Source organism: Labrenzia sp. 011, from assembly GCF_003075075.1.
Lineage (GTDB): Bacteria > Pseudomonadota > Alphaproteobacteria > Rhizobiales > Stappiaceae > Roseibium.
On record NZ_QCYM01000005.1, the window covers coordinates 113,703 to 127,707 of the forward strand.

9 protein-coding genes are annotated in these 14,005 nt (G+C 62.2%); 1 reads left to right on the forward strand and 8 read right to left on the reverse strand.

The genetic code is table 11. The features are described 5' to 3' along the window. Positions 1-6: 6 nt before the first annotated feature. From DCO57_RS07995 to DCO57_RS08005, 3 genes are all read right to left on the reverse strand, one after another. Positions 7-222 carry a hypothetical protein gene (locus tag DCO57_RS07995; protein WP_116698356.1) on the reverse strand — a complete coding sequence of 72 codons (216 nt, stop codon included), beginning with the start codon at positions 220-222 and terminating at the stop codon, positions 7-9. 55 nt (positions 223-277) lie between these two features. Beyond that, positions 278-1,213 carry a hypothetical protein gene (locus DCO57_RS08000; RefSeq protein ID WP_116698357.1) on the reverse strand — a complete coding sequence of 312 codons (936 nt, stop codon included), beginning with the start codon at positions 1,211-1,213 and terminating at the stop codon, positions 278-280. 497 nt (positions 1,214-1,710) lie between these two features. Further along, on the reverse strand, positions 1,711-3,222 hold the full coding sequence (locus tag DCO57_RS08005) for a BCCT family transporter (RefSeq protein ID WP_116698358.1): 1,512 nt from the start codon (positions 3,220-3,222) through the stop codon (positions 1,711-1,713). Between the two features lie 312 nt (positions 3,223-3,534). Between DCO57_RS08005 and DCO57_RS08010 the strand changes: the two genes are divergently transcribed. Beyond that, positions 3,535-5,796 (forward strand): bifunctional diguanylate cyclase/phosphodiesterase, encoded by a 2,262-nt coding sequence (locus DCO57_RS08010; RefSeq protein ID WP_208977852.1) that lies wholly within the window; start codon positions 3,535-3,537, stop codon positions 5,794-5,796. A 240-nt stretch (positions 5,797-6,036) separates the two neighbouring features. Here DCO57_RS08010 and preA read toward each other — a convergent pair whose 3' ends face one another. The 5 genes from preA to DCO57_RS08035 form a co-directional block, all read right to left on the reverse strand. Beyond that, a complete protein-coding gene (gene preA, locus DCO57_RS08015; protein ID WP_116698359.1) occupies positions 6,037-7,350 on the reverse strand; it encodes an NAD-dependent dihydropyrimidine dehydrogenase subunit PreA in 1,314 nt (437 codons plus the stop codon). Positions 7,351-7,384: 34 nt separating this feature from the next. Continuing rightward, complete coding sequence (locus tag DCO57_RS08020) at positions 7,385-8,725, reverse strand: NAD(P)-dependent oxidoreductase (RefSeq protein ID WP_116698360.1); 1,341 nt, start codon at positions 8,723-8,725, stop codon at positions 7,385-7,387. Positions 8,726-9,643: 918 nt separating this feature from the next. After that, entirely contained in the window at positions 9,644-11,305 is a 1,662-nt protein-coding gene (locus tag DCO57_RS08025) for a CRTAC1 family protein (protein ID WP_116698361.1), read from the reverse strand. Further along, entirely contained in the window at positions 11,302-12,741 is a 1,440-nt protein-coding gene (locus DCO57_RS08030; RefSeq protein ID WP_116698362.1) for a di-heme oxidoredictase family protein, read from the reverse strand. Before DCO57_RS08030 ends, DCO57_RS08025 begins: the two co-directional genes overlap by 4 nt. Then, positions 12,738-14,003 carry an ROK family protein gene (locus DCO57_RS08035; protein ID WP_116698363.1) on the reverse strand — a complete coding sequence of 422 codons (1,266 nt, stop codon included), beginning with the start codon at positions 14,001-14,003 and terminating at the stop codon, positions 12,738-12,740. The genes DCO57_RS08030 and DCO57_RS08035 overlap by 4 nt, the downstream gene beginning before the upstream one ends. Positions 14,004-14,005: the final 2 nt, after the last annotated feature.

Consider the following 14,005-nt stretch of genomic DNA (forward strand, 5'->3'; position numbering starts at 1 on the left):
GCGCTCCTATCTGAAGCCGAGCCGTTTGACACCAAGGACTGATCCGGTCCGATCCTCGATCCTGACCTCCCACTGGCTGCCGATTGTCGCCGTCTGAAAGATCCACACCGGCCCGCTTGCCGCCGGCTCCAGGGAGACCAGGACCAGATTTTCCGGAGTGGCTTCCTCCTCAAGGGCGGCTTGTGCCAGAGCCAGGGCGCTGTCTTCGGTCAGGTGAGTCAATACCGGGCTTGCGGGGCGGCGTGACAGCCACCGGATTAATTTACCTAACACGGTATCAGTGCTCCTCGATTGGCAAAACCGGTTTGGCGGGATCGAACCATATTTCGAATTCGATGCCTTCAATCAGAATTCCGCTGGCAATCAGACCTGCCGTTTCTGTCAGGAGACCGGAGCCGGTGAACGCGGCATTATAGCCACCGCCCCGAACCAGATAGACATATCCCTGCTGCACCGGAAACTTGATCCCGGCAAAGAACTGCCGGAAACCGTTCACCCCTATCTGGGCCACCGTTTCAGCAAGCGCCTCCTCCAGATATCGGCTCAGGGAGGAACGCATGTAGGATCCTGCCCGGCTTTCGACGCGGAACTGGCGCAGCAGGTAAAGCTTGGGCGTCAGGAACTGATGTACTTTCTCATGCAGCAGAACAATTCGCTGGTCGTTCGCCGAGCCGCGGATACTGACGACGATGTTGCCCCACATGGTGGTGCTGCCCTCACCGGCTGCCAGCCTCGATGAGGTCCGCACGGTCGGCTTGTAGCGCAGCCCGGGCGTCCTTGCGGGTGCCGGACCCACTGGCGCCCTCCCTCCCTTGTAAGTTCGCGGTGCGCCTCGGAACAAGACCGCGAGCACCGCTTGAATTCCCAGAATGCTCACCGCTTTTGCAAAATGATCCGCAGCGGTATCGAGATCCCGTTCCGATCTTGCGCCGTAGGTTCCCGACGCGAAGTCGTACAAGTGATCGAGCCCGGTGAAAACCGCCAGTCCGATGGCGACGGCTCCGACGGCAACAAGAATAATGTCAATAATTTCCCCAACACCAAATGAATGAGACGCAATCCAGGCAATCAGAACCACTGCCACAATCGCGAGTGCTTCCGGTGTAAGAATGGCTTCGATTTGGCGGCGGGCCTCGGGACCGAGTTTATCCAGAGAACGTCTCAAAACGGCTTCAAGCTTGCGCTCAAATGACCAGGCGGCAACATGACTCATGTCAAGCTCCCCTCTACTCAATGAAATTGGTTCATAGAACTGATTTAAAAAACAGACGCATGATATTACACGTGAGCGTTGCACGCGAGCGGTAAAATGACGCTGTGTTTATCGGGCGCGCATCGCCTGTCGATGCACTCCGCAGCGTGCTCTTCGAAACGACGGGTCATTCTGATCAGCGGGAATATGGGTCTGTTCGAACGTCATGGCGCCGAAGCGAATATCGGAGAAAACGGCTTTCGGCTGACCACCCGGCGAGCCATGGCGTCAACCGGCACCGCAGGTGCAAGTCTTTGCTGTTGCGTTATGCGCTCCGCCGGGAAGCCTCGGCTCCGCGATTCCGGCTCGTTGCGTCATGCGGCCCGGGACGCCGGGACAAAGCCGTCATGCAGGAATTGACGCTCTAAGCGCCGTCTTCCGGACCTTTCCGCATCACCAGCCAGATCATGGCACCGATGAAGGCGAATGTGGCAAGGTTGAGCAGGGTGTCGAGCGGATCACCGATCAGCATGGGATGGGTTCCTTTTCGCATCCTGCAACAGTGCCCGGATGAGGCAGGCAAACAGAAGGACGGTGATGAAGACGAAGGGCAGGGCTCCCAGGGCGATCAGCTTCTTGACCGCCTGAAGCGAGCCGGACAGGATCATGGCCGCCCCCAGAATGCCGAGCAGACCGCCCCAGATCACCCGCACCCTGACGCTCGGGTTCGGGTCTCCCCCCGTGGAGAACGTGCCGAGCACGAAGGCGGCGCTGACAACACTGGTGACGATGAACAGAAAGGCCGCCAGAACGGTCACGAGGGTCGTCAGCGGTGCGAAGGGGAGCCGGTCGAACAGGGCGAAGGTCATGCGTTCCACGTTGGTCTGGGTCATGGCCAGAAGCTCTCCGGTCCCGTTGAGGGTCTCGTAGAGACCGACGCCGCCGAAGGCGCCGAACCAGATGGTGGAAAAGAGCGTCGGACCAATCAGAACGCCAAGCACGAACTCGCGGATGGTGCGGCCCTTCGAGATGCGCGCGACGAATACGCCGACAAACGGTCCCCAGGCGATCCACCAGACCATGTAGGTCAGCGTCCAGTCCTGGAACCACTGGTTGGCCTCGTTGCCGTAGAATGTGAATGTCTGCAGTCCGCGCGGGATCACCACCGATACGTAGGACCCGATGCCGCCGATGATCGAGTTCATGAGATATTCGGAGGGGCCGAACACGATCGTGAAGACGACAAGCGCGATCGCCAACGCCATGGCTATGTTCGAAAGCCGCGCCATGCCGCTGCCCAGATCCACCAGCAGCGGGGGAATATAGGCTGCGATCATCACGAGAAACACGGCGCCGATCAGGATCGGACCGGCTGTCTGGGCACCGAGAAGAACGGAGACGCCGTCGGCCACCTGGAAGACGCCCATGGCGACCGATCCGGCCACCCCGATGGCGATGGCGGCGATCGCCATGAAGTCGGAGAACCAGCCGACGACGGTCGCCCAGCGTTCTTCCGGGAACAGGTTCTTGACTGGGGCGCTGACGAGCATCGGCGTGCCGCGCCGATAGCTGAAATAGGCAATCGCAAGCGCGGTTGTGCCGTAGATCGCCCAGGCGTGAATGCCCCAGTTGAAATTGGCCGCGAGCAGCGCCTGTTCTGCGGCAACCGGCGCCGGGAGTTCTGTCCTGGCGAAGTGGAAGTGGGTCAGGGGTTCCGCCACGGCCCAGAACAGCAGACCGACCCCCATTCCCGCCGCGAACAGCATGGAGATCCAGGTCGGGGTCGAATACTCGGGCCGGTCCGTGTCCGCGCCAAGCCGGATGTCGCCGAATTTCGTGACGGTCAGGCTGAGACAGAACAGCAGCATCAGCGTGACCGACAGCATCACGAACCAGCCGCGGCTGAGGAAATACTGGTCGACGACCGTGCTGGCGACGGCAAGCAGCCCGGCCGGATCGATGACGCCCCAGAGACCGACCAGGGCGCACAGGCTGATCGAGGCCGTCAGCAAGGATCGTGAGGCGCGCATGTTGTTTCCCTGTGTTCGGCTGGACATCCTGGCCGCAGCTTCGCGCCTCGGCTTCGCGGAATCAATCCCTGCCTTCCGATCCCGTTCGCCGGGAGGCCCTGATCCGCGGTCCGGGTTTGCTGGTCGCTTCGGCGCCGGAAACAGCGGTGATAGTTGTTGTTGAAAAGATATGGTCAAAACAACATCCAGTTGCTGCGAGCTATCCCGGGTTTAGTTTGTTCAATGTATTTAACTCTGTAGAAATTATTTCATGGTTCCATCTGGGGAAAATATACAGTCGGAAACTGTAGTGATGAATTGGGAAGGCTTAACTTGTCTGAAAGTACAGACACCCTCGATCTGACAGAAGGGGCGGACTGCAGGGGGCGGGACGAGACATCCTATCCGAAGCCTTCTGTCAGGGGCATTCCTTCCGGCTTGATCATCTTCCTCATGTTCGGCGCCGTGATTTTCTCCTTTGGCACCGTCCTGTTCAACGTGCTGGTTTCCGAGCGGGAAGCGGCCGCGCGGGAAATCAGGTCGGTCTCGCGCGTCTTCGAGAGCCACAAGCAAAGTCTTGTCGAGGAAATGGAACGCTATGCCGCTTCGAACGCAGCATATCTGAATATCGAGACCTTTCCGTCGCTGGAATGGATCCGGACCCGCTTCGGGGTCGACATGGCGCTGGACTTCAGCCACGACTTCACGACTGTCCTGAGCAGGGACCGTAGCGTGCTGTTCGCCATCGACAGCGACAAGGACACGGATCCGGAAAAATATGCCCTCCAGGTCAGCGGGCAACTGGACGCCATGCTGGCCACGATCCGGAAGAACTATCAGGACAGCCTGATCAGGACGGAAGATCAGGTCCGCTTTGCAGGGCGCCTGAGCGACGTTTCCGGGGTCGACATCATCCAGTTCGACGGCAGGCCCAGCATCGCGGCTGCCTTTGCGATCGTGCCGGATCCCGGCGGCATCGCCATGACGTTCGGCCCGCCGAACATACTGGTCACCATCTTTGAAATCGACGCGGTTCATCTCGGCAACTTGCTGGCGAGCCTGTCCCTGGACAATCTGGAGTTCGTCACCGAGGTTCCTGAAGACATGATCTCCGTCCCGCTTGCCAACAATGCGGGTGCGGTGCTGGGGTACCTGGCCTGGCGTCCCATGAGCAGGGCCTCCTCAATTATCCTGTCCTCGATCCCGGTCCTGCTGATTGCGCTCGGTATCATCCTGACGATCGCGCTTTTCACGCTGCGCCAGAATGCGCATGTCAGGAAAAGCCTTGCCCGGCGGGAACAGGAAGCGCGTCATTCGGCAAATCACGATTCCATGACCGGCTTCGCCTCAAGAGGCTATTTTCACTCCGCCGCCGCGAACTGGCTGAAGGTGCGCGCCGCCCTGCGCAGAAATGCGTCGGTGATCTATCTCGATATCGACAACCTGAAGAAGGTGAACGATATTCATGGCCATGCGGCGGGAGACCGGTTGATTGTCGAACAATCGGGCCGTATCCGTCAGATGCTCGGTTCGGACGGATTGATCGGCCGCATCGGCGATGACGAATTCATCATTCTGACCGACCGGTGGAGCGCCGGGAAGCCGCAGCAGGGAGAAGTCGAGGAACTGTTCCGTGTTCTGAGCTTGCCGGTCGACTTTGAAGGCCGGGAAATCGAAACATCCTGCAGCGCCGGCATCGCACGGTTCCCGGAACACGGCCACAAGCTGCCCGAGCTGATCCGCGCGGCGGACATCGCCCTCCAGCGTTGCAAGGAGGAGCGGACAAGCTTCTACCGCGAATACGACGAGCGCATGGACGACCGCTTGCGGGAGCAGCGGGAACTTCGGATGGATCTGGTGTCCGCGGTTCAGGACAGCCAGTTCGAGCTTTTCTATCAGCCGATCGTCCGGGCCCGGACCGGGAACGTCGTCTTCTATGAGGCCCTGATCAGGTGGCGTCATCCGAAGCGCGGATTGGTGTCTCCGGCATTTTTCCTTCCGGTCGCCCAGAGCGCGGGCATGATGCCGGACATCGGCAAATGGGTGCTCGAGCGGGCCCTGTCCGAGTCACGCGACTGGGAGGCCGCCGGTGTGTCCGTCAATGTGTGTACCAGTCAGATCCGAGTTTCCGGCTTTGCCGAAGAGGTCGGAACCCTGCTGGCACGCTACGGTTACCCTGCCGACCGCCTGATCCTGGAAATCACGGAAGATCTCCTGATGGAGGAAAGCGTCGTGACGCTTCAGACCATCCGCAAGCTCCGCGATCTGGGAGTCGGACTTGCCATCGACGATTTCGGAACCGGATATTCGAGCCTGAGCTATCTGCACAAGTTCCGGTTCGACAAGATGAAGATCGACCGCAGCTTCGTCTCGCGTATCGGCCGGGACGATGAATCGGATACGCTGGTCTGCTCCATGCTCGGGCTTGCCAGGGCAATGGGCATGCAGACCGTAGGTGAAGGGATCGAGACCATCGAGCAGCGCGACTTTCTTGTCGAGGCCGGATGCGAATTCCTGCAGGGCTACCTGTTCGGCAAGCCTGCCCCGCTGAGCGAGATGGGTCCGCCGGATCTCCGCAAGAGTGCCTCCGGCTGACGCCCCCGCGGGACCACAAGCCTGTTGCGGGAGGCTGTTACGGTTTGGCGTGAAACTGCCTGAAAAAACGCAGGCAGGAGATCGCTCCCGTCTGCGCTTGTGTCTGCTTCACATTCCCTGGCAGCCGCTTGTGGCGTGCTGGGCTTGACCGGGCTCACGGGTTCAGGAAGACGCCCTGGGCAGCGGTTGCACTGCGAATGCCTTCGGGCGGCTCCCTGAATTCGATTTCTCGTCACACGCCTATTCGGCAGCTTCCTTGACGGCCATCGGGTTGTTCGGATGGGTCGTCCAGTTGGCGTAGTCTTTTTCGACCGTCCGCCCGGTGCGCGGATCGACACTGCCCGCCGCCATCGGCTCCAGGGTAATGCAGTCCTCCACCGGACAGACATTGACGCAAAGATTGCAGCCGACGCATTCCTCGTCGATCACCTCGAACTTGCGCACGCCGTCGACCATGCTGGTGATCGCCTGGTGGGACGTGTCCTCGCAGGCGATGTGACAGCGGCCGCACTTGATGCACAGGTCCTGATCGATCACGGCCTTGGCGATGTAGTTCAGGTTGAGATACTGCCAGTCGGTGACATTCGGGACGGCAGCGCCGACGAACTGATCGACGGACGTGTAGCCCTTCTCGTCCATCCAGTCGCCGAGACCGTCGATCATGTCCTGCACGACCTTGAACCCGTAGGTCATGGCCGCGGTGCAGACCTGGACCGTCCCCGACCCCAGCGCCATGAATTCCGCCGCGTCGCGCCAGGTGGTGACGCCGCCGATGCCGGAGATCGGCAGGCCGTGGGTCGCCGGATCACGGGCGATCTCCGCCACCATGTTGAGCGCGATCGGCTTGACCGCCGGACCGCAATAGCCGCCATGGGCGCCCTTGCCGTCGACGGTGGGCGACGGGGACATCATGTCGAGATCGACGGCCGCGATCGAATTGATGGTGTTGATCAGCGACACCGCGTCCGCCCCGCCGGCACGGGCGGCCTGCGCCGGCTTGCGCACGTCCGTGATGTTCGGGGTCAGCTTGACGATACAGGGCATGCGCGAATGCTTCTTCACCCAGCGCGTGACCATCTCGATATATTCTGGGACCTGTCCCACTGCGGATCCCATGCCGCGCTCGCTCATCCCGTGCGGGCAGCCGAAATTGAGCTCCACACCGTCCGCGCCGGTCTCTTCCACCTTGCGAAGGATGTTGATCCAGCTCTCTTCCTCGCAGGGGACCATCAGCGAGACAATCAGCGCCCGGTCCGGCCAGTCCCGCTTGACCTGCTTGATCTCGCGCAGGTTGACCTCCAGCGGCCGGTCGGTGATCAGCTCGATGTTGTTGAGGCCGATGAGCTGCCGGTCCTTGCCATGGATGGCACCATAGCGCGGTCCGTTGACATTGACGACGGGGGGATCCTCTCCCAGCGTCTTCCAGACGACGCCGCCCCAGCCGGCCTTGAAGGCCCGGACGACATTGTATTCCTTGTCGGTCGGCGGCGCGGAGGCCAGCCAGAACGGGTTCGGCGATTTGATGCCGATGAATTCTGTTCGCAAGTCAGCCATATTGGCTCTCCCTCAAATTCGCGGCGCCGGGGTATCAGGCGCTCAGGGCGGCGTTGATGCTTTCGGCGGCAATCTTGCCGTCTTCCACGGCGGCGACCGTCAGGTCCTCGCCGCCAAGCACGCAATCGCCGCCGGCCCATACGTCGGCGAGGTTGGTCCTGCGCTCCGCGTCAACCGCGATACGTCCCCGTTCCAGGGTCACGGCTCCGCCCAGGTCTGTCTGCACCAGGGTCTGGCCCACGGCCTTGAACACCATGTCCGCGGGCAGGGTGGTGAACTCGCCGGTACCGGTGAGCGTCCCGTCAACCTCCTGCGTCCGCTCCAGCTCGATGCCGGTGACCGCGCCGTTTTCCCTCACCAGGGCCCTGGGCTGCATCCAGGTCATGATGCGCACGCCGCTGGTCTGCGCCAGATGCTGTTCGAAATCGGAAGCGTTCATCCGCTCCTGGCTGCGCCGGTAGGCGATGGTGACATCCTCCGCCCCGAGCAGCCGGGTCTGTACGGCGATATCGACGGCCGTCATGCCGCCGCCGATGACGACGATGCGCCGGCCGACCGGAAGACTGGAGAGATCCTCGGCCTGACGCAGGTCGGAGATATAATCGACCGCGTCGATGGCCTCGTCTTCGCCGGCGATTCCGAGGGCGTTGACACTGCCCAGACCGATGCCGAGAAAGACCGCGTCGAAACCCGCGCGCAGTTCGGCAAGATCCAGGTTGCTGCCCAGACGCATGCCGGTCTTCAGCTCGATGCCGCCGATCGAGAGGATGAAATCCACTTCGCGGGCGGCGAAATCGTCGACCGATTTATAGGAGGCGATGCCGTATTCGTTCAGACCGCCGGCTTTTTCCCTGGCGTCGAACAGCGTGACGTCATGACCGTGAACGGCGAGGCGGTGAGCGCAGGAAAGGCCTGCGGGACCGGCGCCGACGACGGCGACCTTCCTGCCCGTCGGCGCGGAGCGCGCGAAGGGCGTTGTCTCGTGCGTATCCATGTAGTGGTCGGTGGCATAGCGCTGCAGCTCGCCGATCTTCACCGGCTTGCCTTCCGCCACTTCCCGCACGCACACCTCTTCGCACAGGGTTTCGGTGGGGCACACGCGGGCGCACATGCCACCGAGAATATTCTGCTCGAAGATGGTCTTCGCGGAGCCGGTCGGATTGCCGGTCGAGATCTGGCGAATGAATTGCGGAATGTCGATACTGGTCGGACAGGCCTGCATGCACGGTGCGTCGTAGCAGAAGTAGCAGCGGTCGGCCACGACAAGGGCTTCATGCGGATTCAGCGGCGGATGCAGGTCGCTGAAATTTTCTGCGTATGCATCGTCGGGCAGACGCCCGGCAGCAATGTCCGGACCGGCGTTGGTCTGGGTCATGGAGATCTCCGGAAGGTTGGCGATCGTTTTCGGATGGCTCCCTTCGTTTGATGAGGAAGCTCAGGATCCATTGGAAGAAAATTTGAACAGTTAGTCAAATTTTTTTTGGAATGATTATAAAGTTGAGGCAAAAATTCAGAAATTATATTGCCGATATTACAGCAGCTTAGACAGGAAATATGCACATGATGAAATTTGCGCCATGGCGCGGATTCCGGCTGATATTTCCTTGAAGATCGAAAAAGAGAACCTAAAGTGGAAAGTGGCCGGATTCGAAGACCCTGGGTTGATGTCGAGAGCTTGGGATTTTGTCGGTGAAGGTTCGCGCGGGTGCTGACCCGCAAGCCTTTCTCGCTTGTTTAAACAAACAGCTTCCATGGAATGGGGCAGTACAAGCAGCGTCATGAAGATACCGCAAGAGTGTCCAGGCGGACGGTGGAGGGGCGCGTATTTATGAAGACATTGAACATGGAGTATTAGGGCTTGTTTATTTCCAGTGTACGTTGCCTTTCGATAGTAATTCTTGTCTCGGCCCTCTCTGGGTGCCAGTCAAGCTCGCCCGCACCCACGAGTAGTCCACAAACAGGATTGACGGCTTGTGAAAAAGCCAAACGGAAGGCCGACTACAACACGGCGACCGGCCGGATGTCCGCAAACGGAATCTGCTCAGGCGCATTTGCTCGATTGTCCGGGAAAGAGGCTTCGGTGTGGGGTCATCGCGAATACAATCGTCAATTGAGCTGTAAGGCGAGCACGGGTAAATTCTGTGAGGACTAACCACTAAACCAGGGATTTCGGGGTCAAGGGCGCGGCCGGGTCTCCAGCTGCATGAAGGCACTGGTGGAACCCGCGTTGAGCACCAAAATTACGCGCACCGGAAGCTCATCAGCGGCAGTCCAATCGATTGCCGCCAGCGACCTACTCCGGATACCAGAGCCGGGCTTTCTCGGCGCCGCGATCGATGATCACATGACCGTTGGCGAACACCCGGTAGGTGTGGCTCCAGTCTCCGTCCGGCCATTTGATCCGCACATTGGCGCGCTCCGCGACGCCGAGGCCGAAGTGGACGAACCCGGACTGGCCGGAGGCGTGACCCGCGCCGACCTGAATGTCCTTCACCATCGACCGCGTCCCGATTCGCACGCTGATCTTCGCACCGACGGCGCGGCGGTTGGCCTGGCCCGGCTGGCGGATGTCGACGGCCAGCCAGTTGCCGAGCGGCTTCGGGGTGTCCGCCGTCCCCTGTCCGAGGTTGCGGAACAGACTGGCCGGGGCGCCCCTGTTGACCACGAGGATGTCCAGCAGTCCGTCGGCGTTGAAGTCCGCAAGGCCGGCGCCGCGGCCGCGCCGGTCGAGGGCGATTCCCGCTTCGAGGCCGGCTTCGGTGAACCTGCCGTCCCACTGGCCGAGAAGGAGATTGTCCGGATCATAGGCGGCAAAGTCCGGCATGGCTTCCACATTGCCCTTGGCGATGAACAGATCCCACAGTCCGTCGTTGTTCACATCCTGAAATTCCGAATGCCAGCCGGTGGACGGCTTCAGGTCCTCGCCCGCATAGGGCCGGTGGGCGGTGACCCCGAGATCGAAGGCCACGTCCTGATAGACGGGAACCGTCTCGTCGGCCTCCGCGTCCAGCTTCTGCAGCTTGGTGTCTCCCATGCTGGTCAGCGCGTATTCCGGAAACCCGTCCACGTCGAGATCAATGGAGGCGATGCCCATGCCCCAGATCTTCAGATGCTGCCAGCCGTCGGACTTGCGGTAGGGGCGCGGTGGCCGGCCCGGCGGCACGGCCCACAGCTGTTCCTCGCCGCCGCGGTAGTATTGCCGGTCGTTGGAGATCCGCAGGGCAGGTTCGCCGGAGCGGTTCCAGTCGGTGAACAGCATGGACAGGCTGCAGTATCCGGGCGAAAGGCGGGTCGCTTCGGGATAGCTGACGGTGCCGTCGGCGGTTTTCTCCGGCCGGAAAAGGTAGTTGTCGTGACAGGTGCCCCAGGGCGAGCCCGGAGCCGACCGGTCGACGTAATTGCCGAATGCTAGCGTCGGAAATTCCTGGTCCGGTTCGAAGGTCGCGGAAAAGGCGGTTGTCCACTCCCGCCCGCCGTCGAAGCCGAGCGCCCGGTTGGCCACGTCGAACCGGCAGGATCCCTGTCCTTCCAGCAGAAGGTTTTCGCCAAGACGCAGCAGGACCAGGTCCAGCACGTCGTCATTGTTGAAGTCCAGCGGATAGGCGCCGAGAATGTTGGCTGCCTGCCTGTCGCTCAACCCGGTGTCTGCCGGAACGAATTTCAGCGGCCCCGCCGTCGGGCTGGCGTTGCGGAAAAGCTGTGCCGGGTTTTTGCCGCCGGCCAGGAAAATGTCCGGCCGCCGGTCGCCGTCACAGTCGAAGATGGCGGTGCCGCCGCCGACGAAGAACTCCCAGGGGCCGTCATAGACGTGGCTGATCCCGGCCGATTGCGCCTCTTCGGCGAAAGCCGGCACCGGCGCGACGGAAGCCTGGCCGGAAATGTCGTCGGCAAGGGCCGGACCGGCGGAAACGGCCACGGTCAGCAGGCAGCGGAGCAGAAAACCAGCCTGTGTCATTCGGCAATCTCCAGACTGCGCAGGAAGGCGATGATCGCCTGACGCTCCGGGTCTTCCAGGGCGGAATAGGCCTTGCGGCTCGCTGTCGCTTCGCCGCCGTGGGCGAGGATCACCTCGTCGAGGGTGGTCAGGTCGCCGCGATGACCATAGGGCGCCGTGCTGCCGATGCCCCAGAGCTCTGCGGTCATGAAGACGTCCCGGGCGACGAAACGCTGGGCCAGCAGTTCGTTGCCGAAGGTGTCATTGGCCGCATCGGCGATCTTGTGGCGCTTCAGGTCGCCGAACAGCGGCACCAGGACACGCCCCTGATTGTCGCGCGGCAGCGCCTTGACCCAGTCCAGGGTGGCAAGGTCCAGCTCCAGTGGTGCGGCGACATCGCTTTGCCTCAAGGTGCCGGCGGTGTCGAAGGGGCCCGGGTCCTGGAAGATCAGGCTCTCGAGCGGCAGCTCCGGAACGTGGCACGAGGAACAGCCGATAGCGCCGAACAGGGTTTCGCCCTTTTGCGCGGCGGCCTGCCAGACGTCCGGGAGGTCCGTCTTGCGGGTCGGCGCGGGCAGGGTCGCCTGCCAGGCGACCAGCGCCGAGATCTGGCCCGGTGTCAGCTCGTCGGCATGGCCGTCGCCGTCGAAATCGTCCGTGCCTGTCCAGACGGCCCCGAATCTTTCGCGCGCCTGCATGCCGTGATGATCATTCATGGCGTTGACGGTGAACTGGCGCAGGGAGGCGAAGACCCCTTTCTGGCTGAAGGGGCGCAGGGTCAGGTCGTCATCGATCCCGTCCAGCCCGGATACATCCAGCGTGCCGTCCGGGTAGGCGGTCAGGGATCCGAAGGAAATGCCCTTGGTCTTCAGAAGGGCTTTCGCCGCATCGCCGCTCTCGCGCGCCTTGGCCAGAACGGCCTGCCGTTGCCGGCGCAGGTCCTGCGTCATTTCCCGGGCCAGCAGCTCGATCAGTCCGGAGCCCTGCACCGCATTGGTGTTGCGCTCGTTGGAGAATTGCGGATCGATGGTGTCGAAATCGGCGCTTTCGAAGCCTTCGGAAACGAAGACATTCGCGGTGAAGGCCCCCGCACCGCCCACGACCGGCTCGTTGTGACAGGAGGCGCAGGCATTGGCGTCCATGCCCGCAAGGCGCTGGAAGGGCAGGGGAGACCGCCGGCGGGCCTTTGTCGGCACGATGGCGCTGGTCGCATCCGGCCGTCCGGCCCCGTCCAGGGTCGTGAACTTTGCCGAAAACAGCCGTTCCCCAAGCGGTTGCAGCACGGCAATCGGGTCCTGGCCCGACGCGGCAAGGGCGGCAATGTCCACGTCTTCCCGGATGGCCCGTTCGCTCCACGGCTGCGGGTCGGGATCGGCGGAAACACCGGACGTCACACAGATGGGCAGAACGGTTGCCAGGGCGAAGGGGATGACCGCGGTTGTGAAAACCCGGATCATGCCGGCAGTTCCGCATCGCCGGGCCGGACGCTGTTGCTGGTCCGGGGTGTCGCCTTGCCCAGGAAATCCTTGTCGAGGCGTTCCATGGACTGCGCGATCAGGCCGCTGCGGATGAAATCCTCGTTCCAGGGCATTACATCGAGCGTGAAATTGTTGCGAAGGTCCGCGACCAGCGCCTCCTCCAGGCCTTCCCGCATGCCTTTTTCCATGAAGTCGAAAGCCCGCATGGCCGCGCCGGTCAGGACCAGCCGTTTCGGGTCGATCATGGCGATCACCCGGGCGATCCCGTATCCGAGCACGCGCCCGGCGGCGTGAAAGGCCTGTCGGGCGTCATCGTCTCCGGAAGCGGCCCGTTCGATCAGGCGGCCGAGGCCGGCCATCCCCGCATTGATCGTGCCCGGATCCGTGTCCTCGGGCAGATGCATTGCCGCCCGCACCAGCGCGTAGTCGGAAAGATAGGCTTCCAGGCAGCCCCGCTTGCCGCAGCGGCAGAGGGCGCCGCCGGGAATGTGGTTGGCATGGCCGAATTCGGCGGCCGTCCCGCTGGCGCCCGAAAACAGCTGATTGTTGAGATAGAGTCCCATGCCGACACCGTAGTCGAGCATGATCACGGCGAAGGTGCCGCTGTAACGGTTCGGGTCGGACCAGTGGAGCGCCTCGGTGATCATGTTGGTGTCGTTGGAGATGTAGCAATCCGCGCCGAATGCCGACTGCAGCGGCTTGACGATCGGGATCTTCCGTCCTGCGAAGGCCGGGCTCCAGGCAACGAGGCCGGTCCCGGTTTCCACGACACCCTGAGCGGCGACACCGATCTCCCGCACGTGCGACGGCTCGACCCCGGCGCCCTGCAGGAACTGTCCGATAACCTCGACGAGTGTCTCGGGAAAGCTGTCCGCGTCGGCGCTGGCGCTGTCGAAATGGACGCGCGTCTCCCGCGTGACATTGCCGGCGAAATCCACCAGCGACAGGTCGATATTGTTGACCGACAGCCGGACGCAGAGCGTGAAGACCGCATCCGGATTGAGCTTCAACAAGGTGCGCGGTCGCCCGCGCGCCTGGGGTGTTTTGGGCTCCTCGCTCTCCAGACTGAGGATAAGCCCCTGATCCAGCAGGTCGGAGGTGATCGCCGTCACCGTCGCCGGGCTGAGCCGCGTCGTCTGGCCGAGATCTATCCGGGCCGTCGGACCGTTCCGCCGCAGTGCCTGGAGTACAATACTTCTGTTTTGCCGCCGGATCTGATCCCGGTCCGCCTTGCGTTTCATGC